Here is a 25,996-nt window from a genome sequence, read left to right as displayed (position 1 = left end):
AAATAACAATGAAACATGTTTTAATGGCCGCTCTTTTGGCGGCATCTGCTCAGGGCGTTGTGGCTCAGTCGCAGCAAGTTAAGGATCCCGTTATCATGACGGTGAACGGCGTTCCTGTGCTCCGTTCCGAATTTGAGTATTCTTACAATAAGAACAACTCAGAGGGTGTCATAGACAAGAAGACCATTAATGAGTATGTAGATCTCTTTATCAACTACAAGTTGAAAGTGGCTGCTGCTCTCGACGAGAAATATGATACGTTGCAGTCGTTCAAGGATGAGTTTGCTCAGTATCGCGACCAGCAGGTGATGCCTTTGCTGATTACGGATGCTGATGTAGAGGCTGAGGCCCACCGCATCTATGACCAGACGGTAGAGCGTATCGGTCCTGACGGACTGGTACAGACTGCTCATATCCTGCTGCGCTTGAACCAGCAGGCTACTCCCGAGGAACAGGCTGCCGTGAAGGTGCGCATAGACAGTATTCATACAGCCCTGAAAAATGGTGCTGACTTTGCTGAACTGGCAAAGAAAGTGTCGGAAGATCCAGGCTCGGCCCGACAGGGCGGACTGCTGCCTTTCGTTCAGCGCGGACAACTGGTGAAAGAGTATGAGGATGTAGCATTCTCGCTGGAACCAGGAAAGATTTCAGATGTGGTTCAGTCGCCTTTTGGCTATCATATTATTATGGTGAAAGAGCGTAAGCAGATGGAACCGTTCGAATTCCATCGCGAAGCCATTCTGAAGTTTATTGAGCAGCGTAACCTGCGCGACCGCATTGCCGAGCAGAAGGTGGATGAACTGGTGAAAGCTACCAACGGCGCTCAGACAAAGGCTCAGCTGATGGAAGAGAAAGCCAACGAGTTCTCAGCTACTGATTCTGACCTTAAGAACCTGATTCGTGAATACCACGATGGCCTGTTGCTCTATGAAATCAGTAATAAGCTGGTATGGGACAAGGCTGCCAAGGATGAGGCCGGACTGGCTAAGTATTTCAAGAAGAACAAAAAGAAATATGCTTGGGATGAGCCTCGCTTCAAAGGTATGGCATACCACGTGAAGGATGCTGCCGACCTGCAGGCTGTGAAGAACTGTGTGAAGAAACTGGCTTTCGACAAATGGGCCGACAAGCTTCGCACTACATTCAACAACGATTCTGTGTTGCGTATCCGTGTAGAGAAAGGTATCTTTAAGAAAGGCGATAATGCTTTGGTGGATAGCATCGTATTCAAGAAGGATACTACAGTGACCAAGGTGAAGGACTATCCTTTTGATGATGTATATGGAAAGGTGCTGAAGAAAGGACCGGAAGACTATACTGATGTGCGTGGACTGGTGGTTGCCGACTATCAGGAAGAACTGGAAAAACAGTGGGTGGCAGAGCTGCGCAAGAAGTATCTCTTCACTGTAGATGAGAATGTGTTGAAGACTGTAAATAACCACGAATGAAGAATACAGGAACTATAATACTCTTACTGATGATGGCGGTGCCCTTACTGGGCATCGCATCTTCGGCAAAAGAGGTTACCACTGTAAATGCTGCCGATAGTACGGAAGTTGGAAGTACTGTGGATGAGGTGGTATGGGTGGTTGGCGATGAGGCCATTCTGAAAAGTGATATCGAGGTGATGCGCATTCAGGCCGCTATGGAAGGGGTACGCTGGGAGCGTAATCCCGACTGCGCCATTCCTGAGCGAATTGCTGTTCAGAAACTTTTCTTGCATCAGGCTGCCATTGATAGTATTGAGGTGACAGAATCGGAGGTTTCGTCTCAGATAGAAGCCCGTTTGGACTATATGATTTCTCAGATAGGTTCGCGCGAGAAACTGGAAGAGTACCGTAAGCAGAGTATCAGTCAGATTCGTGCTGCGATGCACGACGAACTGCGCGACCAGATGATGATTCAGCGCATGAAGGAGCATCTGGCTAAGAATGTTATCGTAACGCCTGCTGAGGTGCGCCGCTATTTCAAGGAACTTTCACCAGACAGCATTCCGTTCGTGCCTACCACTGTGGAGGTGCAGATTATTGCACAGACCCCAACCGTGGCTCCAGAAGAGATTAACCGTGTGAAGGACGAACTGCGTGATTTTACTGATCGCGTGATGAGTGGACAGTCAACCTTCCAGACTTTGGCCCGTTTGTATTCGGAAGACCCAGGTTCAGCCAGAAAGGGTGGAGAGCTTGACTATACTGGTCGTGGCATGTTCGACCCGGCTTTCGCCAATGTGGCTTTCAACTTGACCGATCCGAAAAAGATTTCAAAAATCGTGGAGTCTGAGTTCGGCTATCATATCATACAACTTATTGACAAGCGTGGCGACAAGGTGAAAGTGCGCCATATCCTGCTGAAACCCGAGGTGAACGACTCGTCTATAAACGCTTCGCTGGCCCGCCTGGATTCAGTGGCAACTGATATACGAGCAGGGAAGTTTACCTTTGAAGAGGGTGCTACCTTTATTTCAGACGATAAGAATACACGCAACAACCGCGGTCTGATGGCTAACCAGTCAGGACAGGGACAGACGTCTAAGTTCCAGTTGCAAGACCTGCCTTCTGAGGTTGCAAAGGTTGTGGACACTCTACAGGTGGGACAGATCTCTAAGCCTTTCACCATGATTAATGACCGTGGTAAGACGGTGTGTGTCATCGCAAAACTGAAAAGTCGCACGGAAGGACATAAGGCTACCATCACTGAGGATTTTCAGGTGATGAAGGATGTAGTGTTGGAAAAACGCCGTGCTGAGGCACTTCACAAGTGGGTTGTCGATAAGATAAAGAACACTTATGTGCGTATCAACGACAACTATCGGGACTGCGACTTTGAATATCAAGGATGGGTAAGATAAAGCTTTTTCTCTTTGCGCTCTGTTGCTGTTTCGTGTATGCAGCGGCCAAAAAAGAAAAAGATGACCGTGTGTACCTGATTCATGCCGACGAGCTGTTTTATGAACGTTGGCGCAACAATGATGCACAGGTGCTGCGCGGAAACGTTGAGTTCGAGCACGATGGTGCCCGACTACTCTGCGATAGTGCCAATTTCTTTGAATCAACAAATTCGTTTGAAGCTTTTGGAAACGTAAGAATGTATCAGGGCGATACACTGTCGTTGGTCAGTGACTATGGCTATTACGACGGTAACGAGCAGCTGATGCAGGCACTTCAGAATGTGGTACTGAAACATCGCGGTACTACACTTTATACTGATTCTCTATATTTCGACCGCCTTTGGAATATGGGGTATTTTATGGAAGGCGGAAAGATGATAGACAAGACGACTACGCTGGTAAGCGACTGGGGCGAATATCACACCGATACGAAAATGGCTATTTTCTATTATGACGTGTCTATGCGCGACAAGGATTTCCTGCTTACCACCGACTCTCTCTATTATAATACTGAATCAAAACTGGCACATATCATCGGTCCTTCTGACATTCATAGCGGTGCTAGTCATATCTATTCAGAGTTGGGATATTATAATACTGACTCTGAATGCGGACAATTGCTCAACCGTTCGGTAATTGACAACGATGGCAAACTGCTCGTTGGCGACAGTATATGGTATAATGGGCAGACTGGCGTCAGTGAGGCGTTCGTGAATGTGGTCTATAATGACACGGTTAATAGAAATATGCTCACGGGCAACTATGGATATTATGACGACCAGACGGGGTATGCTATGTGTACCGATAGTGCTGTGACCATTGACTATTCGCAGCGTGATTCTCTGTTCATGCATGCCGATACATTCAAGGTGTTTACATATAATAAGGAAACGGATTCTGTGTATCGTGTTATACACGCGTACAATAAGGTACGCGCGTACCGTTTAGATATTCAGGCCGTCTGCGACTCTTTGGTGTATATTCAAAAGGATTCTTGCATGACACTTTATAAGGATCCCATCATTTGGAATAACAACCAGCAACTGTTGGGCGAAGAGATCAAGGTCTATATGAAAGACTCCGTTATAGATCGTGCTCATGTCATCAATCAGGCTTTCTCTATTGAAGACCTTCATCAGAAGGATATGTACAATCAGGTGTCATCGAAGGAGATGCTGGCATTCTTTGAAAAAGGAAATATCCGTGAGGGTAGGGCTGTCGATAATGTACTGGTGGTCTATTACCCGATTGACGAATCGGATAGCAGCTATATAGGAATGGTGACAATGGAGACAAGCGAGATGCGTATGTTCCTAAAAGGGCAAAAGCTGGAACGTATTTGGACTCCTAAAAGCGAGGGCGTTGTTTATCCCATGACACAGATTCCTCCACAGAAGCGTTATTTGAGCGGGTTTACTTGGTTTGACTATATCCGTCCTCTGTCGAAAGAAGATATATTCGTTTGGCGAGGTAAGAAAGCTGGAACCGAGTTGAAAGTTCAGAAACGACGTGAGGCTCCACTACAGAAGCTTTCTTTGCCGAAGGATGATGCTGAGACATCAAAACCTGACGCATCTCTGACACCGGATACATTTCAAACCCAGACACCGGAACAGCATAATAAGCCGATAGCTATAGAACAGAAGAATGCAGAAACCGAGAAGATTCTACCATAGTCCGATCTATATTGATCGCCACCGCCAACGTATGGAGGAAATGTCGCAATGGCGATCTGGAAAACCACGCAATGCCTACGGATGGTGGCGCATCTGGAATCTTGTGTGTCTGGTGTTGTTACTGTTTCTTATTTTTATTGTTTGGAAATTACTACTATGAGTGATATTATTCAACTTCTGCCCGATTCCGTGGCCAATCAGATTGCAGCGGGTGAGGTGATTCAACGACCGGCTTCTGTGATAAAGGAACTGGTTGAGAATTCCGTTGATGCCGGAGCCAAAACAATACGAGTGGTGGTGATTGATGCCGGCAGGACACTGATACAGGTGATTGACGATGGCAAAGGAATGTCAGAGACTGATGCTCGCCTGGCCTTTGAGCGACATGCCACTTCAAAGATACGGAAGGCTGACGACCTGTTCGATTTGCATACGATGGGTTTCCGAGGTGAGGCTCTTCCTTCTGTGGCTGCTGTTTCTCAGGTAGAACTGACCACACGATTGAAGGGAGAGGAAGTGGGAACCCGACTCGTGCTTCAAGGCTCGCGCATCGAAAGGCAGGAACCGACAGCCTGTCCAGAGGGTTCTAATTTCCGAGTGGAGAATCTTTTCTTTAATGTTCCTGCACGGCGTAAGTTTCTGAAGACAAATGCTACAGAGTTGAGTAATATCCTGACTGCCTTCGAACGTATAGTACTCGTTTATCCGGAGATAGCTTTCTCCCTCCATAGCAACGGACAGGAACTGATGAATCTGAAACCTGGCTCTCTTCGCCAGCGCATCATCGATGTGTTCGGAAAAAGATTGAATCAGGACCTGCTGCCAATAGAAGTTGATACGGCACTATGCAAGATAACCGGATTCGTTGGAAAACCGGAAGCTGCCAAGAAGAAAGGAACGCAGAACTATTTCTTTGTGAATGGCCGATATATGCGTCATGCCTATTTCCATAAGGCAGTGGCCAATGCTTACGAACGACTGATACCGCAGGGCATGGTGGTACCTTACTTCGTCTATTTTGAAGTGGCACCCGCTGATATTGATGTGAATATCCATCCTACCAAGACGGAGATAAAATTTGAGAACGAACAAGGCATTTGGCAAATCCTGTCTGCTGCAGTCAAAGATGCTATTGGTCGTTTCTGTGAAGTGCCTGCCATAGATTTCGATACTGAAGGACGACCGGAGATTCCTGTTTTCAATCCGGAAACAGAGGTCCTGGAAATGCCAAAGGTTACATACAACCCGTCATACAATCCCTTTAATACAGGTGGGGTAGTAGGCGTTCCTTCGTCTTTTGGTGGTTCGGAAAATATGTCTTCCGACTATGCAAAGCGTGCTACGATGCAGCCAAAGGTGAGTGATGAATGGCAACAGTTGTACGAAGATACATTGTTCCCCGGCAATGAGATACCTGTAAAGGATGTACCTGAACAGATGCTGGCAGATAAGTCGCCCGCTCACTATCAGTATAAAGGGCAGTATATTATGACAGCTGTTCGTTCAGGACTGATGATTATTGATCAGCACCGAGCCGATTTGAGAATCCGTTATGAAAGGTATTTACAGCAATTGAAGAAAAGTCAGAGTCGCACCCAGCGACTGCTTTTCCCTGAAATGGTTCAGATGTCGGCAGCTGAGTCAGTACTTTTAGAACAGATGATGCCCGACCTGGTGGCTGTTGGCTTCGATATGAGTAATCTTGGCGGTTCATCCTATGCCGTTTCTGGTATGCCGGCCGATTTAGATGGCCTGTCGCCTGTGGCCTTGGTTAAGGCTCTCGTGGCTGATGCTGCCGAGAAAGAAGGTGCTACTACTGAGCAGTTGCATGAGACACTGGCACTCAGTTTGGCAAGACAGTCTGCCATTCCTCGGGGGCAGGTACTGTCAAATGAAGAGATGGAGTATATTGTAAATCAACTGTTTACCTGTTCAAATGTAAATTATACTCCAGATGGAAAGAATATCTTGGCTATTTTGCCCCAAAATGATATAGAGCAATTGCTCGGGTAAAGGGCCTAAATAGTGGCCTTGTTTAGTGAAAAATGTCCATTTTTAATCTTTTTTAAGCGTACTGAGGCATTTTGTTGGACGTTTTTGTTGGAGGTTTAAAGTATTTTATCTACTTTTGCAAATGATTTCGAAATATTTATTGATTGTTTTATAAAATATATTTATTATGAAGAAGTTATTTATGGTGCTGGCCTTGGCTAGCGTTTCTGTGGCAGGTATGGCACAGAATGAAACTCCTGAAATGAAGTATAGCGTAGCTACTAATTCATTCTGGAGTAATTGGTTCATTTCAGCTGACGTAATGTACGGCGCTTTCTATTCTAACGAGGAGAAAGGAAATGACTTCAAAAAGAGCCCCTTCACAGACTATCGTCGTAACCTGGGCGCTTCAGTAGCTGTCGGTAAGTGGTTCACTCCCGGTTTGGGTCTGCGCACTAAGTTCCAGGGTATCTGGGGCCGTCACGTACTGACCGATAATGCTGATGACAATGCTATCAAGTTCTGGAACCTTCAGGAGCAGGTGCTCTTCAACTTGAGCAATCTTTTCTGTGGTTATAACGAGAATCGCGTTTGGAACCTGATTCCTTATGTTGGTGTTGGCGTTCTGCGTAACTGCAGCGACAATGAGTATGCTCACGGCGGAAGCATTGGCTTGCTGAACACTTGGAAGCTTTCTAAGCACGTTGCTCTGAACCTCGACCTCGGCTTCAATGTTTCTGATGATGACTATGCTAATGCAAGTGCTGGTCATGCTGGTTATGGTCACTCAATTGCTCAGACCGATCGTTACTTCGCTGCTGAGGTGGGTCTGACCTTCAACCTGGGTAAGGCTACTTGGAACAAGACTCCTGATGTGGACGCTCTCAAAGCTCTCTCTCAGAGCCAGATTGATGCCCTCAATGCTCAGTTGGCTGACGCACAGGCTGAGAACGATCGTCTGCAGAATATGATCAACAATCACAAGTGCCCCGAGGCTCAGACTGTTACTGTTAAGGAAGTTACTGCTGCTCCCGTATCTGTATTCTTCAACATCAACAAGAGCAAGATTGCTTCTCGTAAGGATCTGCAGAATGTTCAGGAACTGGCCAATGTTGCTAAGGAAAAGAATGCTAAGCTCGTTGTTACCGGTTATGCCGATAGCAAGACTGGTAGCGCTGCTTACAACCAGAAGCTGAGCCAGAAGCGTGCTGAGACTGTAGCAAACGAACTCGTTAAGATGGGCGTAAGCCGTGACAACATCGAAGTTGTTGCTGCTGGTGGCGTTCAGACTCTGAGCCCCATCTCTTACAACCGTCGTGCTACTGTTGCTATTAAATAAAATGTAGAACAATTAAAAACAAACGAAAATGAAGAATCTAATTAGAAATTTGGCCTTCTGCGCTTTACTAGCTGGTACATTCACTGCATGCCATAAGGGCGATGTAGAAGAGCCTCAGCCTCAGCCTCAGACTGTAAATGTTCCCAACACTTTGGTAGCTCAGTTGTCTGATGTTCTTCCTTCAGGCGCTACCTTGAAGTTTAATGGTGCAGGTGCAACAACTATTAGCACTGATAAGAAGACTTACACCTTCGAGAATGCAGCTAGTGGTAAGAACCTCGTATTGACTGGTGCTGGTATTATTCCTCAGACAGTTAAGATTGACTTCCCTGATGGTCGTAACCTCGTTGTAGTTGCAGTTCCTGTTACCGCAATTTCTGTTGGTTCACCAATCGCTCCTCTGGATGGAGCTGGCAAAACTACTGGTGCTACCACTGATAATGACTCTTTCGCAGGAGAAATTAGCGGTACTGTAACCATTCCTGGTAGCACAACTGTTGACAATACTACACAGAACTTGTCAATGACTCTGTTCGCTCCTGCTTCTACTCCTATTGTAGATGTTGAGAATAAGACTTATACCGAGAATCCTTATGCTGTTTATTGCACACCTGAAGGTGCAACTTTCAATCCTAGCATTCCTATGGTTGTTACTATTCCTGAGGCTAAGGGCGCTCTCGTAGATCTTCAGCATGAGGGAGGTGATGCTCCTACCACAATGGACTTCAACAAGGAGACTGCAGTTCTTTCTGCTACTCTGCCTCACTTCTCTATTTGGAACATCACTCTGCAGGTGACAGTTAGTGTTGGTGAGACAACTTATGCAACACTCGCTGATGAAGATGTGAAGGCTGGTGCAAACACCATTAAGTATAAGGAGAACTTCGGTTTTGACGGACAGACAACTGGTCTTATTGGTCGTACACTTCGCAACATGTTCGGTGCTTCTAAGTTTACTGCTGATAAAGAGTATGCTTTCAACGCTGTTAGCGATGGTACAGTTGTAATCAAGCAGGAGATGAGGGAAGTAACCGTTACTTCTGGTTCGTTGGTATTCAAAGCTACCATCTACGGTAAGGTTTTTGCTGAATTCACTGCTACTACTGTTGTTCCTACTCACAGCGGTGGTTCAAGCGCTCTCTAAATTTTGAACGAATCAAAATGATATATTGCCATGCTGCACAACAGCATGGCAATTTTTTTTGCATGTTTCTAATCCGTTTGCTTGCTTCTAATCCGTATGGATGCAATATCCTGTGCCTTTGAGATCGATACCCAGTATCTTTTGGATAGAAAGCCAGTACCTTTTAGGTAGAAGCCTAGTACCTTTTGAGTAGATCCCCAGTACCTTTTTGGTAGAAATCCAGCTCATCGAGGAAAATGTTCAGTAAGTTTGAAGTTAGTGTCTAGTCCGTTTGTAGTAAGAAAAGTGCTTGTTTGAGACCCGAAAATGGGCTAAAAACAGGCAAAATGAACTTTTTTTGAAGAAAACATGAAAAAAGTTTGGAAAATGTTTGGTGGTTCCAAAAAAACGCCGTACCTTTGCAACCGCTTACAAGGAATAACACTTGATAAGCTACTTCAAAACGAAGAGGGCGTTTAGCTCAGTTGGTTCAGAGCATCTGCCTTACAAGCAGAGGGTCGGCGGTTCGAATCCGTCAACGCCCACAACAAAAGACTGTAATTCGAAAGGTTACAGTCTTTTTTCTTTCTGTAAAATTTGAAAAAAGTACTTTTATTCTTAAAATTCTTCATTCTTAATTCTTCATTCTTAATTAATTATTGTAACTTTGTCGGCCCAAAGGATAATTATCTGTATTGTAAAATAGAATGGAATTAAGCAAACTGACCGCAATTTCGCCTATTGATGGCCGCTATCGTGGAAAAACTGAACCGCTTAGCGAGTATTTTTCTGAATATGCCTTGGTTCGTTACCGTGTGCGTGTAGAAATTGAGTATTTTATCACATTGTGTGAACTCCCATTGCCTCAATTGGCAAACTTTAACCATGAACTTTTTGAACGTCTTCGCGACATTTACCGCCAATTTACACCTGCTGATGCCCAACGAGTAAAGGACATCGAGAAAGTGACTAACCATGATGTAAAGGCGGTAGAATATTTCATTAAGGAAGAGTTTGACAAAATCGGAGGCCTGGAAGCTTTCAAAGAGTTTATTCATTTCGGACTAACCTCTCAGGATATTAACAATACCAGTGTTCCCTTGTCTATCAAAGAAGCATTGGAGCAAGTGTACTATCCACTGGTTGAAGAACTGATTGAACAATTGAACGACTACGCTGAAGAGTGGAAAAACGTAGCTATGCTGGCAAAGACCCATGGTCAGCCTGCATCGCCTACTCGTTTGGGAAAAGAAATTAAGGTTTTCGTTTATCGTTTGGAAGAACAGTTGCGTTCGCTGAAGGATACGCCAATTACAGCAAAGTTTGGAGGCGCTACAGGCAATTATAATGCTCACCATGTGGCTTATCCTCAGTACGATTGGAAAGAGTTCGGCAATGCTTTCGTGAGTGAGAAACTTGGTCTTGAGCGTGAACAATATACCACACAGATTTCAAATTATGACTGGATGGGTGCCATCTTTGATGCCATGCGTCGTATCAATACTATCGTAATCGACTTAGACCGTGACTTCTGGATGTACATCTCAATGGAGTATTTCAAGCAGAAGATTAAGGCCGGTGAAGTAGGTTCGAGTGCTATGCCTCATAAGGTGAACCCCATTGACTATGAGAACTCAGAGGGTAATTTGGGAATAGCCAATGCTATTTTACAATTCTTGGCACAGAAATTGCCTGTAAGTCGTTTGCAGCGCGATTTGACCGACTCAACTGTTCTTCGCAATGTAGGTGTGCCCATGGGACATGCTGTTATTGCTTTTGAGAGCACTTTGAAAGGACTGCGCAAATTGATCCTGAACGAAGGAAAACTGCACGAAGACCTTGAGAATACTTGGGCTGTAGTGGCAGAAGCTATCCAGACTATTCTGCGCCGTGAGGCTTATCCTAATCCTTATGAGACGCTGAAAGCGCTGACTCGTACCAATGAGAAAATGACCGAACAGACTATTCATGCCTTTATCGAAACCCTCGAGGTGAGCGATAGTGTGAAGCAGGAACTGATGGCCATCACTCCATGGAATTACACAGGAGTTTAATTAATAAATAATAAATATAAAAAACCTATTATTAATGTAACAATGGGCCGTGAGGCTCGAGTAATAATCAACACAATTATCAACAATTTAATTTTTTAAAAAGTATTATGGATTTTGAAAATGAAAACAAGCAGGAGGAACAGTCCACTGCACAAGACCGCGAAGGTTTCCAGAAAGAATTTAGACCTGTAGGGCGTTCACCCCGTCCGCGCATTCACACCGGACAGCGTCCAGCCACATCAGGCTACGAACGTCCTAGTTTCAATAAGCATAATGATGACGAAGGCGGTTTCCGTCCCGAAGGCTTCGGAGCAGGTTTGCAGAGTCCCGCAGCTCAGCATACTGGCTATCGTCCTCGTACAAACAATTATCAGCAGCGTCCTCAGGGTGGCTATCAGCCTCGTCCTCAGGGCGGTTTTCAACAGCGTCCTCAGGGCGGCTATCGCCCTCGCTATAATCAGGAAGGCGCTGAGGGCCAGACAGGTTACGCTCCCCGCCAGTATGGACAGGGTGAGGGTGGCTATCAGCCCCGTCAGCAGGGCGGCTATCAGCCTCGTCAGGGTGGTTATCAGCCTCGTCAGCAGGGTGGCTACCAGCAGCGTGGCGGTTACCAGCAGCGTGGTGGTTACGGTCAGCAGCGTGGTGGCTACGGTCAGCAGCGCGGCGGTTACCAGCAGCGTGGCGGTTATGGTCAGCAGCGTCAGGGCGGCTTCCGTCCCCGTACTGCCGATTATGATCCCAATGCAAAGTACTCTATGAAGAAGCGCATTGAGTACAAAGAGCAGAACTTCGATCCCAATGAGCCCATCCGTTTGAACAAGTTCCTTGCCAATGCCGGCGTTTGCAGCCGTCGCGAAGCCGATGAGTTCATCCAGGCAGGTGTGGTAACCGTTAACGGACTGGTGGTTACCGAACTCGGAACAAAGGTGATGCGTACCGATGTAGTTCGCTTTCACGATGATCCCGTTTCTTTGGAGAAGAAAGTCTATGTGCTGCTGAACAAGCCCAAAGACTATGTTACTACAAGTGAGGATCCCCAGCAGCGTAAGACTGTGATGGATTTGGTGAAGGGCGCTTGTCCCGAGCGTATCTATCCTGTAGGTCGCCTGGACCGCAACACTACTGGTGTGCTTCTGCTCACCAACGATGGTGATTTGGCTTCAAAGCTCACACATCCTAAGTTCTTGAAAAAGAAGATTTACCATGTATATACCGACCGCAACGTGACAGCTCACGACCTGCAGCAGATTGCTGAGGGTGTGATGCTCGATGATGGCGAAATCAAGGCAGATGCAATTGAATATGCTGATCCTGTTGACAAGAAGCAGGTTGGCATTGAGATTCATTCAGGAAAGAACCGTATTGTGCGTCGTATCTTTGAGAGTCTTGGATATAAGGTTACCAAGCTCGACCGTGTACAGTTTGCCGGCCTGACCAAGAAGAATCTGCGTCGTGGCGACTGGCGTTACCTCACTGAGGAAGAGGTGGACCGTCTGCGCATGGGTGCGTATGAGTAATGAATGAGGCTGGTCAGACTAGCTATACTAGTCAAACTAGAAATAATAATAACGAAATGAAACGAATTAAAATCGTTGACGTGCTTCAGTGCACGGAATATGGCAAAGAAGTCTGTGTGAAGGGATGGGTGCGTACGCACCGCTCTTCCAAGGCTGTTGACTTTATTGCACTGAATGATGGTTCGACCATCAAGAATGTGCAAGTAGTGGTAGATCCAACCAAGTTTGACGAGCAGTTGCTGAAACAGATTACCACGGGTGCTTGCATCTGTGCAGTAGGTACACTCGTTGAAAGTCAGGGTGCAGGCCAAAACAGTGAGATTCAGGCTACAGCTCTTGAAATCTACGGTCTCTGTGACAATGAGTACCCCATGCAGAAGAAGGGACAGAGCTTTGAGGCTATGCGTAAGAATGCTCACATGCGTCTGCGCACTAATACCTTCGGTGCAGTGATGCGTATTCGTCACAATATGGCAATGGCCATTCATACTTACTTCCACAATCATGGCTTCTACTATTTCCACACACCGCTGATTACTGCAAGCGACTGTGAAGGAGCTGGCAATATGTTCCAGGTGACAACCAAGAACCTTTATGATCTGAAGAAGGACGAGCAGGGAAAGATTATCTATGACGATGACTTCTTCGGTGAGCAGACCTCACTGACAGTGAGTGGACAGTTGGAAGGTGAGCTGGGAGCCACAGCCCTCGGCGCCATCTACACTTTCGGTCCAACATTCCGTGCTGAGAATTCAAACACCCCACGTCACTTGGCAGAGTTCTGGATGGTAGAGCCTGAAGTCGCTTTCATCGATCAGGAAGAACTGATGGACCTGGAGGAAGACTTTATCAAGTATTGCGTGAAATGGGCACTTGACAACTGTAAGGACGATCTTGCCTTCTTGAACCAGATGATTGACAAAACACTCATTCAGCGTTTGGAGGGTGTACTGAAGGAAACCTTTGTACGTCTGCCTTATACTGAAGGTATCAATATTCTGCAGGAAGCTATTAAGAAGGGTAAGAAATTTGAGTTCCCCTGCAACTGGGGCGATGACCTTGCATCCGAGCATGAGCGCTACCTGGTTGAAGAGCATTTCAAAAAGCCAGTCATCATGACTGACTATCCCCGTGCCTTCAAGTCGTTCTATATGAAGCAGAACGAAGATACTGCCAATGGCGGTTCTGTAGGTTACAAGGGAGCTGTTGCTCCTGGTCCTACCATGCAGGGTACCGATGTGTTGTTCCCACAGATTGGTGAGATCATTGGCGGTTCTGTTCGTGAAGAGAGCTACGATAAACTGATGAGCGAGGTAGAACGCCGTGAAATGGATAAGACTCACCTCTGGTGGTATCTCGATACACGCCGTTGGGGTTCATGTCCTCATGCAGGCTTTGGCCTCGGCTTCGAGCGTCTCATCCTGTTCGTAACTGGTATGCAGAACATTCGCGATGTCATTCCCTTCCCCCGTACTCCAAAGAGCGCTGAGTTCTAAAAGTAGGAAGGAATTAAATATGAAAAAGGCTGCAATCGCAATTGGATTGCAGCCTTTTTTAGTCGTTTGAATTTCGTTTTATGAATTGAATTATTTATTCAGTTGCTTAAAACTCGTTTTTTACATAGCGAATTTCTTACCCTTGCCGAGAGGAATGCTCAGACCAGCCAAGAGGTTCATACACTTGGTGTTGCTGCCGAAGAACATATAGTCGGTACCAATATAGGCAGGACCGAACTTCAAACCAAGACCAAATGACTTACCTGCACTCTGAATCATAGAATATGAAACGGCTACGTTCAGCATTGAACTCAGATTGTAAGCACCTGACAGCGTCAGCTCATGAACGCTCTCGGGCTTAGCCATACGACCGGTGTAGAGGGCACCTACTACAAGCTTGTCGTCAAGTGTGGTGTACTGTCCGCCGAGTGCGATAGTGGTGTAGAGTGAAGTAGAGTATCCGTCACCGTCATCTTCCTTCATCTTCAACATGTCGAAGTTTACAACTTCATTGCTGGCAACTGCTTTGGCAAAGTCATACAGGCCACCTTCACCTTCATCTCTGTCAAGATCATAAGATCTGTCTAGTTCGGCTGTAACTACCTTTGACTCGCTCTTGCTCCAGTTGATAAAGCCCAGGTCGGTGACAGCAGCAGTCACTTTCAGGTTTTCCATCACCTCGTAGGTTGCGCCCAAGTCTAAACCCAGACCATAACCGGAAATTTTGAAGCCATTCATTTCAGCACCGTTAATATAAGTGTTGTTGCCTGCGTCGTCTGAAGCATATTTCCATTTCAGACCACCCATAGATGCCTTACCTGTTGCGCCAACTTTGATACCTGCTTTTCCGTGTGCACCAATTTCATTACGAATTGCTGTTAACATGTTGTCATCTTTATAGCTGCCATCTTTATACTTTGACCAGTCAAGGTTTGCCTCAGCAAAAGTCTGATCCATATTTCTGACTTTCTCAATGTCAATACCTTGAGGTGTGTTGATAGACATGTCACTGATTTCAAAGTCCATATTGGCAACACCCAGCAGAGCCTTCACCTTTGCACCAACAGTCAGTTTGTCGTTAATCTTGCGTGCAAAGCCGATACCAACCTCCTGATAGACCATCATATTGATTTTCTCACCAGCCAGATCAGCATTCAGTCCATTTTTCCACATATCCTGATCGAGGGTGTTACCATTCATTTCGTTCATGAAAGTGAAGATGCTCTTTGGCATCGAGGCACCCATCTCTATACGTGTTCCTGTGCTGAAGTTCCAGAAGTTGCTTCCTGCGAACCAACCTACATTGATCTGGTCCCATGCCATGTTCAAGTTCAGGCTGTTATCACTCTTCAGCTTGTCCATAAAGTCGTTACTCTTATAGTAAGTTTCGCCCTTGTCGAACATATCCTGAAGATCCTGGAATCCAAAGGCGTTAGACTGCATGGTAACACTGAGCGGACCGAGCAGCGGACTAAAATATCCGTGTGAGGGTACCTGTGCAGGGTTCATCTGCAGTGAGTAGGGTACATCCTGCAAATACGATGTGCGTAGGAACTGTGCACTTGCGGTTGCAGCAAATGCAGTGGCAAAGAAGAACAGTCCTGTTCTTTTTGCAATGGAGTAGATTCTCTTCATGTTGATAAAATTTAATTAAACTTGTGTTATATTCATCATGTATGATGCAAAAATAGTAATAAAGTCTTAAATCCCAAAATTATTGTTTTAAAAAAGTTACTTTATTCAATGATAAACAGCTTTTTGTTGGATAGTGTGCAACAAATAAATATAAAAAAAGAGACATTCTTTGTAGGAATGTCCCTTTGGATGGTATTTTATAATGATTAGAAATTTACACCGATATTGGCGAAGAATGCGTTGTTGTGGAGCGTAAACTCATCGCTGTCGTAAATATTTGCCAGACCGAAGCGATAGCCTAATTCCAGATAGACAACATTCCATTCAAATCCGCATCCCATCTTGATAGCAGCGTCGGGGCGAAGACATTTTCCTTTTCCGAATGATGACTTGCTATAGAAATCACCATTCTCGTCATAACCTTTCGTCTTACCGGCAATACCCAGTCCAAAGGTCGGGCCAATAAAGGGCAGCAAGGCCATGTCGTTCTGAAGCTCGAAACCGGCCTTTATTAAAATAGGTATCTCAAAGTAATTCAGATTAACTTCATCCTTATTCTCCTTTGCGCCATACTGAGTGTAGTAGAGACCACTTTCAAGGAAAAGAGGCGTCACCACATCCGACAGCCGCAAACCCACAGTACCCGCCAATGTGAGACCTGTCTTGGCATCGAGTCTTGACATGTCTGCATCGCCACTGAAAGTGGAAGCATTCATACCAAGCCTGATTCCATAATATACCGATGTCTCGTTCAGTGAGAAATCGCCGCTGTGAATCTGGGCAAAAGAGGGAACTGCAAAAATAGCTGCCACAATGGCCGTAAAGAGCTTTTTCATATTTCGGGTCTTTGATTTATTTATATTAGTGGTGTTTATAAAAACATAGATGCAAAGTAACACATTTTTTTTTATCTGTGCAAGCATTTTTTGTAAATTTGCCGTCTTTTCTTTTGGTTTGTATATAAAAACTTCCTATATTTGCAGTGATATTTGGCTAACCTTAAAACAAGTTTGTCCTTAACATGAAATACGTAGTGCTACCCATGGATACTGAACGACGGTTGTCGTTTTATCTTGCCATGGAGGAGTATGTGGCTCGTCATCTTCTGAAGGAAGCTGGCACCGACGAATTGTTTTTCATGTGGCAGGTGCAGCCCAGTGTAATCTTTGGTAGGAATCAAGTATTGGAAAACGAAGTCAATGTTGACTACTGTCGTGAACACAGCATCCTTCTTTATCGCCGAAAGAGTGGGGGAGGCTGCGTCTATGCCGACCGTTCCAATATCATGATGTCTTATATCACCAAAGGCGAGAATGTGGGCTTTGCTTTCAACAGTTTTATGGGAAAGATGCTGTTAGTGCTTCGCAATTTAGGTATTGAGGCTGTAGGCACCAGTCACAATGACATCATGATTGGCAACCGCAAGGTGAGCGGTACCGCCTGCTATCATCTTCCCGATAGTAGTATCGTTCATTCTACAATGCTCTACGATACCGATATGGAGAATATGCTTCACGCCATAACGCCCAGCAAGGAGAAATTGCAGTCGAAAGGTATTCAGAGTGTTCGGCAGCGTATCACACTGTTGAAAGATTATTTGTCGTTGGACATAGACGCTTTTAAGACGGCTGTACGAAATACCCTCTGTCAAGGTGAACTGGTGTTGAAGCCCGATGACGTGGCTGGCATTGAGAACCTGGAACAGACTTATCTGCGTGAAGAGTTTATTCACCTTATATCATAACCGATTATTTACTTATTATCATAACCTAAAACAATGGGAATCAGACAAGAACCAGTACAACGAGAGAAACGCACCTGCCTCTATGAGAAGCATGTGCAGATGGGGGCGTTGATGTCGCCTTTTGGCGGATTTATCATGCCCATACAATATGCAGGTATAGCTCCTGAACATACTGCCGTACGTGAACGGGTGGGCCTGTTCGATGTCAGTCACATGGGCGAAGTTACCGTAAAGGGAAAAGATGCTGAGCGTTATGTTCAGCACATCTTTACCAACGATGTGGCAGGCGCTCCTGTGGGCAAAGTGTTCTATGGCATGATGTGCTATGAGAATGGTGGTACCGTAGATGATCTGTTGGTCTATAAAATGGGCGAACAGGACTTTTTCTTAGTAATCAATGCTTCCAATATTGATAAAGACTGGGAATGGATGCAACAACAGGCTGTCGGCTTCGATATTGATCTGCAGAATAAGTCCAGCTATTATGGACAGATTGCTGTTCAAGGACCGCAAAGTGAAGAAGTTGTGGAGCGTGTGTTGGGGCTGAAATGTGCAGAACTCAATTTCTATGAAGCTCGCTATCTTTCAGAACTTCCTTCTTCCGAGGCAGGGATTGGCGTGATATCCCGTACCGGCTATACGGGTGAAGATGGCTTTGAGATCTATGCTTCACATGCATACATAAATGATTGTTGGGACAAACTGATAGCTGCTGGTGTGCAGGCATGCGGACTGGGTTGTCGTGATACCCTGCGTTTCGAGGTCGGTTTACCGCTTTATGGTGATGAACTGTCAGAAGAGATATCACCTGTGATGGCAGGCCTAACGATGTTTGTGAAGTTCGATAAAGAAGAGTTTATTGGTAAGGAAGCCCTTCTGAAGCAGAAAACTGAAGGCACCCAGCGCAAACTCGTTGGCATCGAGCTACAAGATAAAGCGATTCCTCGTCATGGATATATCGTTTTGAAGGACGGGCAGCCTATTGGTGAGGTTACCACCGGCTATCACACCCTTTCTACCGACAAGAGCGTTTGTATGGCACTTATCGACAGCCAGTATGCACAGTTGGGTACTGAGGTCGAGATACAGATCCGTAAAAAGACCTTCCCCGGTGTAGTCGTGAAGAAACGCTTCTATGATAAGCACTATAAGCATTAGTTCCTCTAAGTAAGGGGATAATAGGGGCCTGAACAGGCGCAGGTCCTTTTATTACTAACCTTTTAAATAGTCTGATTACGCTTGTTCAGACCCCTAACCCCCTAACTTAGGGGGCCCTAATTATGGCAACAGTAAAGGAAGGACTCTTCTATAGTGAGTCGCACGAGTATGTGAGAATTGAAGGAAATTTCGGTTTCGTAGGTATCACCGACTATGCCCAGCATGCATTGGGAAATGTAGTTTATGTTGATATGCCCGATGTTGATGATGATGTGGAAGCAGGCGAGGAATTTGGTGCCGTTGAAAGCGTCAAGGCTGCCAGCGATTTGATTTCTCCCGTCAGTGGTACTGTCGTTGAAGTCAACGAGGCCCTCGATGATCAGCCTGAGCTAATCAATCAGGATCCTTGGGAGAACTGGATTATCAAGGTCGAACTCTCTGACAAGACTGAGGTTGACAATCTGATGGATGCTTCCAGCTATGCTGCTTTCTGTGAAAAACAATAGCTATGGATTATAAGTATTTCCCTCATACTGAGGCTGATATAGAATCAATGCTTGCCACTGTAGGCATCGGTTCCATTGATGAACTCTATAGCGATGTGCCTGAAGCTGTTCGTTTCAAGGGTGACTATCAGTTACCTTCGGAGATGAGCGAATTGGAGGTCCGTCAACTGTTTGAGCAGTTGGGCTCAATGAACCAGCAACTAACCTGCTTTGCTGGCGCCGGTGTTTACGATCATTATACACCTTCCGTAATCCCCAATCTGCTCTCACGCTCAGAGTTCCTTACCAGTTATACGCCCTATCAGGCAGAGATTTCGCAAGGTACGCTCCATTATATCTTTGAATTTCAGTCGATGATGGCCGAACTGACAGGCATGGACATTTCAAATGCTTCCATGTATGATGGCACTACTGCCACTGCCGAGGCGATGATGATGGCTGTGGCTGCTGGCAAGAAGCAAAACACGGTGCTGGTGAGCGAAACTGTCGATCCGAAAACAATAGCCGTATTGGACACCTATGCCCATTTCCATGGCATAGAACTGAAGATGATTCCTTCTGAAAATGGTGTCACAAACCTCTCAGCTCTCAGCTCTCAACTCTCAACTCAAGAGAGTGTCGCTGGTGTGATCGTACAACAGCCCAACCGCTACGGTATCGTAGAGGACTACAGTGGGTTTGCTGATGCAATTCATGAACACAAGGCCCTTTTCATCGTAAACAGTATCATTGCCGACCTTGCCGTTCTCAAAACACCAGGCGAATGGGGTGCCGACATTGCTTGTGGCGATGCACAGTCGTTGGGTATTCCTATGCAGTGGGGTGGCCCCTATGTAGGCTATATGTGTTGTACGGAGAAACTGATCCGTAAAATGCCTGGTCGTATTGTAGGTAGAACTCAGGACTCTCGCGGTCAGCGTGCCTTCGTACTCACCCTTCAAGCTCGCGAACAGCACATCCGTCGCCAGAAAGCTACGTCAAATATCTGTTCTAATCAGAGTCTGATGGCCCTTTGGGTGACAGTTTATTGCTCGCTTATGGGCAAGCAAGGATTGAAAGAGGCTGCTCAACTGTCGTATGCCGGTGCCCACTATCTGTGCGATCAACTGGTTGCTACGGGCCGTTTCAGCTTAGTCTGTCATCAGCCTTTCTTCAATGAATTTGTTGTGCGTTATGATGGTGATATTGATGCTTTGCAGCGTCGTTTTGTTGATAATGGTATCTTTGGCGGCATCAAAGTGGCCGATAATCAGATTATGTTTGCGGTTACAGAGAAACGTACTAAAGAAGAAATCGATAAATTGGTAGAATTGGTATGAACAATAAACTATATGGCAGCCTGATATTCGAACTCTCGCAATCAGGCCGACGTGGCTATTCTTTGCCAAAGAATCATTTTGGAAACTACGAGTTGCCGGCATCTATGTGTCGTGAAAAAGAGGCCGATCTGCCTGAGTGTGACGAGATGACCGTTGTGCGTCACTATACAAACCTTTCGGCCAACAACTTCGGTGTAGATAACGGATTCTATCCACTTGGTTCCTGCACTATGAAGTATAATCCCAAAATCAATGAGGAAATGGCTGCTTTGCCACAGTTCCAGAATCTGCATCCCCTGCAACCGAAAAAAACGGTGCGTGGTGCTGAGGCTGTATGCACGCTGCTCTGCAAGGCTCTTTGTGAACTCACAGGCTTGCATGCATTCACTCTGAAGCCTTTTGCCGGCGCTCATGGTGAACTGACAGGACTGATGGTTATCAAGAAATATCACGAGAGTCGTGGCGATATGGCACGCCAATTGGTCATTGTTCCCGATTCTGCCCATGGCACCAATCCTGCCTCGGCTGCCGTTTGCGGTTTGGAGATTGCAGAGGTAAAATCGACCAAAGACGGTTTGGTGGATCTTGAAGATTTGAAGAATCTTGTCAATTCAGAGGGGCCCCGCATCGCTGCAATGATGATGACCAATCCCAATACTCTTGGTCTTTTCGAACAGCAAATTCCTGTTATTGAGAAAATCATACACGAGGTCGGTGGCTTGATGTATTACGATGGAGCCAACCTCAATCCGATGTTGGGTGCTTGTCGTCCTGGAGATATGGGCTTTGACGTGATGCATATCAACCTACACAAGACTTTCTCTACCCCTCATGGCGGAGGTGGTCCGGGTGCTGGTCCGGTAGGTGTACGCAAAGGTCTTGAAGAGTTCTTTCCTGAAGTGTCTCCCTATCATGGCAATTTCGCAGTGGCTATGCGTGCCTATGCTTATATTCTTTCACTCGGTCGTGAGCACATCAAAGAGGTAGGTCCTCTGGCTACTCTCAATGCCAACTATATCAAAGAGTCGCTCAAAGATATCTATGAACTGCCTATCGATACGGTGTGTAAGCACGAGTTTGTTTTCGATGGTCTGAAAGATAAATCAACTGGGGTTACTACCATGGATGTGGCCAAGCGCCTGCTTGACTATGGCTATCATGCACCAACTATCTATTTTCCTTTACTTTTCCATGAGAGTCTGATGATTGAACCCACGGAGAACGAATCAAAGGAAATTATCGACAGTTTTATAGCCGTGATGCGCCAGATAGCACTTGAAACTCGTGAAAATCCTGACCTTGTGAAGTCGGCCCCCCACAACACTCCTATTGGTCGTGTTGATGATGTACTGGCTGCTAAACATCCGGTTACAACCTTCCGTCAGATGAAAAGCGAGACAATATGATTAGTACTGATCTTATCATCATCGGTGCGGGACCTGGTGGCTATCGTGCCGCCGAGCTTGCTGCTAAGGTAGGCTTGAAGGTGGTAGTGTTCGAAGGCTCCGAAGTGGGTGGCACCTGTCTGAATGTGGGGTGCATACCAACAAAAACTTATGTGCACAGTGCCTCCTTTGCTGAGGCTCGTGAACGTATGCCACAGGTGGTAGAGCAATTGCGTAGTGGGGTAGAGTCCATTCTCACACATCCCAACATCACCTTGGTTCGTGAGAAGGGCGTGTTTGTCGATGCCCATACTGTCAATGACTATACCGCTAAGAATATAATCATTGCCACCGGTTCAGAAACTAAATGGCTACCCATCAAAGGACTCGATGATCCGCGTGTTGTCGATTCTACAGGCTTGCTCAATCTTGATACGCTGCCCAAACGCCTTGTCATTATCGGAGCTGGTGTGATTGGTATGGAGTTTGCCTCGGTATTCCATCGCTTTGGTTCAGAGGTAACAGTCATTGAGTTTCTGAAGGAGTGTCTGCCCGCTCTCGATAGTGATATCGCCAAGCGTCTGCGCAAATATCTTGAAAAACAAGGTATCACCTTCAAAATGAAAACGGCCGTTGAGAATATTGCCGATATCGATGCCGATGTTATCTTGATGGCTACAGGGCGTAAGCCCCGTACCGAAGGCTTAGGTCTGGAAAAAATAGGCGTTACTCTCGCTCCCAACGGTGCCATCCCCGTAGATGATAATTATCACTTGTCCCTTGGGGCCGATCGGCCAATTGTCAATTGTCAATTATCAATTATCAATTCTTTGCAAGCAAAACGTCCCTTTGGGCCGAGCGATCAATTCTCCAACATCTATGCCATCGGCGATGTGAACGGCCGTCAGATGCTTGCTCATGCAGCAGAGTTTCAGGCAAAAGTTGTTATTGATAGCATAGTGAATGGAAACAATGCGCAGTCAGATTCTTCGCTCTTCACTCTCCACTCTCCACTTTCATACTGTCCAGCCGCCATCTTCACCACTCCAGAAGCCGCCTGTGTAGGTCCTTCCGAAGATCAGTTGAAGGAGCAAGGCATCGCATACGAATGTCGCAAAGCCTTTCATCGTGCCAATGGCAAGGCTGTAGCCATGAATGAAACCGAAGGTATGCTAAAACTTTTCTCTGAACCCGATGCTGGTCGCATTTTGGGATGCCATGCGTATGGTTCCCACAGTGCCGACATGATTCAGGAGGTCAGTGTGCTTATGTGTTGTGGAGCAACTGTGAAGCAACTGCGCCAGATGGTGCATATTCACCCAACGGTTGGAGAGATACTGTTTACCGCTGCCGAACAATAATCATTATTTCCAACACAAGCAATAATGACTGGCAACCATCGCATTAGACAGCAAAAACGAAAGTTTCCAGCCGTTCTTCTATGGATGGCTGTCGCTTTCTTTTTTAATTCTTGTTACAATAGTGAACCATCTTTTGAACGGGTACATCGGCAACTTAGTAAGGCTATTGCCATAGAGGATAGCGATGCAGTGACGGCACTCGACCTCTATGAAGAGTCTCTTGATCAATTACTTGACGAACCGGATTCCAGTCTGCTTCGTGAAACGTATTTCCGTATGGGACTCCTCTTTATGCGCTGGAGTCTGCCCGAAGAATGTATTACTTCTGTTCGTCAGGCTTATATTATCGATTCCTTACGTAAAGACACCTTCTCAATGATCAAGAGCTTACGCAGTATTGCCTTTGCCTACGAGAGTAACGGACAACTGGAGCAAGCTCGGCAGATAGCTGCCAATTATCTGAAGGATATGCCTACTGATAAGATAGAAGTGACTAGGAAGATTGACCATGTGAAACGTTACGATCAGATGATGAAAATGCAGACCGAATTGCCTTCAACTTATGTCGGAGAAATGAGTCATCTAACGCCACGAAGTGCGGAACTGGAAACTGCTTTCGAAGGATGGATAGCTGAGCAGAAAGGACAGGTAAAGATGGCTATAGGAAGGTATACAGGGTTGATTTATGCCCGTTCTTACTATGTGCGCGCTTTTGCACAATTGCATCTTTCACGCCTATGGCTCAGTGTGGGCGAGTTGGATTTTGCTGAGGAAATGCTAAGAAATTACGAAGAGACTAATGCTTTGATTCGCAAAGGCGAACAGACTACGAAGCAAATATTGCAACATCATGCTCGCTATCAGGATGCACGATCTAAAAAGGTCATTAGAAAATTGAAAATTGATATACGCCGTCAATGGACTTATATTTTAAGTGTATTGTTGGTCAGTCTGTTAATAATCGGTCTTCTCTCCCTTTGGGTGCGCGTCTATCGGCAGCGACAGGTCATTCTTCGTTACAGGATTGACAAACTGCGACAATGGCGTGTGGATTACCTGCAAAAGAGTGAAGACCGCAGGCACGAAACTGAGCAGAGTACTCAGCATACTGACATATACCAGCTGTTAAGATTGAAACTGAATGGAGGTGATACTACGCTGATGACTGACAGTGATTGGGAGGCTCTGCAGCAGGCAGTGCTCAGTGCCTATCCTTTATTCCGACAGCGTCTCTATGAACTATGTCGCCTGTCTTCCCACGACTATCATGTCTGTTTGTTACTCAAGGTGGGGATGAAGCCCAGTGACATTGCGCGGCTTACTATTCGTAGTGATGAGGCAATTTCTTCAACGCGTCGTAGGCTTTATGAGCGTGCTTTTGGAAAAAAAGGAAAACCAACAGATTGGGACCAGTTAATTAAAGTGTTGTGAAATATACTTATTGAATAGCTTTTAAAAAACATTGTAAATCAAGTGTTTATGTAATGCACACTAAAATGCACACTGTTTTTTTTTAGTAGTGTGCAATGTTTATTATAATTTTGCTATTCAGTAGATCTTTATCTCATACATTATCATTTTAGATGACTAATTCTTTAGATATAAAAATGAAATATTTTATTTTACTAAGTTTGGCCCTTTGTGCAACGACAACGTCATGGAGTCAGGAGGAGGAACCTGCAAATGTGTTTCTGTGCAAAGGTGATAGCCTGATGAATAGTTACAATACCTATGAGGCACTGAGTTATTATGAGCAGGCATTTAAACAGAATGATTGTGCGATGACCCGTATGAAGTTAGCTAACTGCTTTTTTCAGCGAGTAGCGTATCAGCAGACAATTAACCTGTTGAAGGTGATGAACGAGGATAGTTTGAGTCATGAGGCCTTTCGCCAGTTGGTGTTCAGCTATCATAAGTTGTCCAACATACCCTCGATGGTATATTGGGCAGAGCAGACTGTGAATCGTTATCCTATGGATGCAGAGATTGTTGCCAAGCTGATTTCAGGCTTTTCCCAACTCAATCAACCACAAAATGGTGTAGAGTGTGCATTGAAATATGTTGAGGTCGATTCTACGAGTATTGAAGTGAATCGTGCTTTGGAGAACGCATATTTTATGGATTTTCAGTTTGAGAAGGCAACTGTTATTGGGGAACGCCTATTAGCTTTGGGAGATTCTGTATTTACTACTTTTTTTCTAACAGGTCTTTCTTATTCAAAATTGGATAGTTTGCAGCAGGCACATTCATTGCTTTTGAAAGCAGCAACTATCAATGATTTCAAAAACGACGCATGCGTTAGTAGGTTAGGAACAGTATGCCTGAAAATGGGGCTCTATGAGGAGGGATTAAAATATCTTGAAATGGCAAAGGAACTGATATATCCCGATACTATGCAAATGCGCTCGTTTACTCTTTCGTTGGCTGAGGCCAATTACAAGACTGAACATTACCAAGAGGCTGTCGATGCTTGGTTACAGCATATCGCTTACAATCCAAATACAGTTGTCACCTATTATAATATAGCTAATGTCTATGCCTATTTGTTGGAGGACTATGATAAAGCAAAAAAGTATTATAAAAAGTTTATGGAACGGGCTAAAGAAGAAAAAACACCTACCCCACAGTTGCTTGATATGATTGAGCGTGCTGAAAATATGACACGTGAGCTTCCTCAGGAAGGGCAGGAAGATTTCAAATTACCTGTTGATGAACATCTAAAAAAAGATTCTATCTTGAATGATTCTATATCAAATGACGTGTTTTCCACCGATAGTATCAAGGTAGAACTCTAAAGAGAATTA

Annotated in this window: 19 protein-coding genes and 1 tRNA gene; 18 read left to right on the top strand and 2 right to left on the bottom strand. The window is 45.4% G+C overall.

What is annotated here, in order from left to right; genetic code table 11:
* The first annotated feature begins 8 nt into the window (after positions 1-8).
* From L6475_RS11305 to asnS, 10 genes are all read left to right on the top strand, one after another.
* A complete protein-coding gene (locus L6475_RS11305; protein WP_237820108.1) occupies positions 9-1,448 on the top strand; it encodes a peptidylprolyl isomerase in 1,440 nt (479 codons plus the stop codon).
* On the top strand, positions 1,445-2,848 hold the full coding sequence (locus tag L6475_RS11300) for a peptidylprolyl isomerase (protein WP_237820106.1): 1,404 nt from the start codon (positions 1,445-1,447) through the stop codon (positions 2,846-2,848). Before L6475_RS11305 ends, L6475_RS11300 begins: the two co-directional genes overlap by 4 nt.
* Positions 2,836-4,563 carry an OstA-like protein gene (locus L6475_RS11295; protein WP_237820104.1) on the top strand — a complete coding sequence of 576 codons (1,728 nt, stop codon included), beginning with the start codon at positions 2,836-2,838 and terminating at the stop codon, positions 4,561-4,563. The genes L6475_RS11300 and L6475_RS11295 overlap by 13 nt, the downstream gene beginning before the upstream one ends.
* A gap of 156 nt (positions 4,564-4,719) precedes the next feature.
* Entirely contained in the window at positions 4,720-6,576 is a 1,857-nt protein-coding gene (gene mutL, locus L6475_RS11290; protein ID WP_237820102.1) for a DNA mismatch repair endonuclease MutL, read from the top strand.
* Positions 6,577-6,742: 166 nt separating this feature from the next.
* Positions 6,743-7,894, top strand: a complete 1,152-nt coding sequence (locus L6475_RS11285; RefSeq protein WP_237820100.1) for an OmpA family protein — start codon at positions 6,743-6,745, stop codon at positions 7,892-7,894.
* Between the two features lie 28 nt (positions 7,895-7,922).
* On the top strand, positions 7,923-9,038 hold the full coding sequence (locus L6475_RS11280) for a hypothetical protein (protein WP_237820099.1): 1,116 nt from the start codon (positions 7,923-7,925) through the stop codon (positions 9,036-9,038).
* 449 nt (positions 9,039-9,487) lie between these two features.
* Positions 9,488-9,562, top strand: a tRNA-Val gene (locus tag L6475_RS11275).
* 162 nt (positions 9,563-9,724) lie between these two features.
* Positions 9,725-11,071, top strand: coding sequence for an adenylosuccinate lyase (gene purB, locus L6475_RS11270; RefSeq protein WP_237820097.1), 1,347 nt, complete (start codon positions 9,725-9,727; stop codon positions 11,069-11,071).
* A 107-nt stretch (positions 11,072-11,178) separates the two neighbouring features.
* Positions 11,179-12,588: a pseudouridine synthase gene (locus tag L6475_RS11265; protein ID WP_237820095.1), complete on the top strand. Its 1,410-nt coding sequence runs from the start codon at positions 11,179-11,181 to the stop codon at positions 12,586-12,588.
* A gap of 56 nt (positions 12,589-12,644) precedes the next feature.
* Complete coding sequence (gene asnS, locus L6475_RS11260; protein ID WP_237820093.1) at positions 12,645-14,084, top strand: asparagine--tRNA ligase; 1,440 nt, start codon at positions 12,645-12,647, stop codon at positions 14,082-14,084.
* Between the two features lie 120 nt (positions 14,085-14,204).
* Here the strand turns inward: asnS and L6475_RS11255 are convergent, their stop codons facing one another.
* Positions 14,205-15,719, bottom strand: coding sequence for a DUF5723 family protein (locus L6475_RS11255; protein WP_237820091.1), 1,515 nt, complete (start codon positions 15,717-15,719; stop codon positions 14,205-14,207).
* Positions 15,720-15,925: 206 nt separating this feature from the next.
* Positions 15,926-16,555, bottom strand: coding sequence for a porin family protein (locus L6475_RS11250; RefSeq protein WP_237820089.1), 630 nt, complete (start codon positions 16,553-16,555; stop codon positions 15,926-15,928).
* A 185-nt stretch (positions 16,556-16,740) separates the two neighbouring features.
* On the opposite strand from L6475_RS11250, the gene L6475_RS11245 reads away from it, so the two are divergent.
* The 8 genes from L6475_RS11245 to L6475_RS11210 all read left to right on the top strand — a co-directional run bounded on the left by L6475_RS11245 (position 16,741) and on the right by L6475_RS11210 (position 25,987).
* Positions 16,741-17,463, top strand: coding sequence for a lipoate--protein ligase family protein (locus tag L6475_RS11245; RefSeq protein WP_237820087.1), 723 nt, complete (start codon positions 16,741-16,743; stop codon positions 17,461-17,463).
* A 33-nt stretch (positions 17,464-17,496) separates the two neighbouring features.
* Positions 17,497-18,621 carry a glycine cleavage system aminomethyltransferase GcvT gene (gene gcvT / locus L6475_RS11240; RefSeq protein ID WP_237820085.1) on the top strand — a complete coding sequence of 375 codons (1,125 nt, stop codon included), beginning with the start codon at positions 17,497-17,499 and terminating at the stop codon, positions 18,619-18,621.
* Positions 18,622-18,743: 122 nt separating this feature from the next.
* Positions 18,744-19,127 carry a glycine cleavage system protein GcvH gene (gcvH, locus tag L6475_RS11235; protein ID WP_237820083.1) on the top strand — a complete coding sequence of 128 codons (384 nt, stop codon included), beginning with the start codon at positions 18,744-18,746 and terminating at the stop codon, positions 19,125-19,127.
* 2 nt (positions 19,128-19,129) lie between these two features.
* On the top strand, positions 19,130-20,446 hold the full coding sequence (gene gcvPA / locus L6475_RS11230) for an aminomethyl-transferring glycine dehydrogenase subunit GcvPA (protein ID WP_237820081.1): 1,317 nt from the start codon (positions 19,130-19,132) through the stop codon (positions 20,444-20,446).
* Positions 20,443-21,852: an aminomethyl-transferring glycine dehydrogenase subunit GcvPB gene (gcvPB, locus tag L6475_RS11225; protein ID WP_237820079.1), complete on the top strand. Its 1,410-nt coding sequence runs from the start codon at positions 20,443-20,445 to the stop codon at positions 21,850-21,852. Before gcvPA ends, gcvPB begins: the two co-directional genes overlap by 4 nt.
* Entirely contained in the window at positions 21,849-23,192 is a 1,344-nt protein-coding gene (locus L6475_RS11220) for an NAD(P)/FAD-dependent oxidoreductase (RefSeq protein WP_237820077.1), read from the top strand. Before gcvPB ends, L6475_RS11220 begins: the two co-directional genes overlap by 4 nt.
* A 24-nt stretch (positions 23,193-23,216) precedes the next feature.
* Positions 23,217-24,623 carry a hypothetical protein gene (locus L6475_RS11215; protein WP_237820075.1) on the top strand — a complete coding sequence of 469 codons (1,407 nt, stop codon included), beginning with the start codon at positions 23,217-23,219 and terminating at the stop codon, positions 24,621-24,623.
* Positions 24,624-24,799: 176 nt separating this feature from the next.
* Positions 24,800-25,987 carry a lipopolysaccharide assembly protein LapB gene (locus tag L6475_RS11210; RefSeq protein WP_237820074.1) on the top strand — a complete coding sequence of 396 codons (1,188 nt, stop codon included), beginning with the start codon at positions 24,800-24,802 and terminating at the stop codon, positions 25,985-25,987.
* Positions 25,988-25,996: the final 9 nt, after the last annotated feature.

The organism is Prevotella sp. E9-3 (assembly GCF_022024015.1).
Taxonomy (GTDB): domain Bacteria; phylum Bacteroidota; class Bacteroidia; order Bacteroidales; family Bacteroidaceae; genus Prevotella.
This window is presented reverse-complemented; position numbering and strand designations above follow the sequence as displayed.

Coding starts and splice junctions, on each gene's coding strand:
- L6475_RS11305 (WP_237820108.1), top strand. CDS start 9: ATGAAACATGTTTTAATGGCCGCTCTTTTGGCGGCATCTGCTCAGGGC.
- L6475_RS11300 (WP_237820106.1), top strand. CDS start 1,445: ATGAAGAATACAGGAACTATAATACTCTTACTGATGATGGCGGTGCCC.
- L6475_RS11295 (WP_237820104.1), top strand. CDS start 2,836: ATGGGTAAGATAAAGCTTTTTCTCTTTGCGCTCTGTTGCTGTTTCGTG.
- mutL (WP_237820102.1), top strand. CDS start 4,720: ATGAGTGATATTATTCAACTTCTGCCCGATTCCGTGGCCAATCAGATT.
- L6475_RS11285 (WP_237820100.1), top strand. CDS start 6,743: ATGAAGAAGTTATTTATGGTGCTGGCCTTGGCTAGCGTTTCTGTGGCA.
- L6475_RS11280 (WP_237820099.1), top strand. CDS start 7,923: ATGAAGAATCTAATTAGAAATTTGGCCTTCTGCGCTTTACTAGCTGGT.
- purB (WP_237820097.1), top strand. CDS start 9,725: ATGGAATTAAGCAAACTGACCGCAATTTCGCCTATTGATGGCCGCTAT.
- L6475_RS11265 (WP_237820095.1), top strand. CDS start 11,179: ATGGATTTTGAAAATGAAAACAAGCAGGAGGAACAGTCCACTGCACAA.
- asnS (WP_237820093.1), top strand. CDS start 12,645: ATGAAACGAATTAAAATCGTTGACGTGCTTCAGTGCACGGAATATGGC.
- L6475_RS11255 (WP_237820091.1), bottom strand. CDS start 15,719: ATGAAGAGAATCTACTCCATTGCAAAAAGAACAGGACTGTTCTTCTTT.
- L6475_RS11250 (WP_237820089.1), bottom strand. CDS start 16,555: ATGAAAAAGCTCTTTACGGCCATTGTGGCAGCTATTTTTGCAGTTCCC.
- L6475_RS11245 (WP_237820087.1), top strand. CDS start 16,741: ATGAAATACGTAGTGCTACCCATGGATACTGAACGACGGTTGTCGTTT.
- gcvT (WP_237820085.1), top strand. CDS start 17,497: ATGGGAATCAGACAAGAACCAGTACAACGAGAGAAACGCACCTGCCTC.
- gcvH (WP_237820083.1), top strand. CDS start 18,744: ATGGCAACAGTAAAGGAAGGACTCTTCTATAGTGAGTCGCACGAGTAT.
- gcvPA (WP_237820081.1), top strand. CDS start 19,130: ATGGATTATAAGTATTTCCCTCATACTGAGGCTGATATAGAATCAATG.
- gcvPB (WP_237820079.1), top strand. CDS start 20,443: ATGAACAATAAACTATATGGCAGCCTGATATTCGAACTCTCGCAATCA.
- L6475_RS11220 (WP_237820077.1), top strand. CDS start 21,849: ATGATTAGTACTGATCTTATCATCATCGGTGCGGGACCTGGTGGCTAT.
- L6475_RS11215 (WP_237820075.1), top strand. CDS start 23,217: ATGACTGGCAACCATCGCATTAGACAGCAAAAACGAAAGTTTCCAGCC.
- L6475_RS11210 (WP_237820074.1), top strand. CDS start 24,800: ATGAAATATTTTATTTTACTAAGTTTGGCCCTTTGTGCAACGACAACG.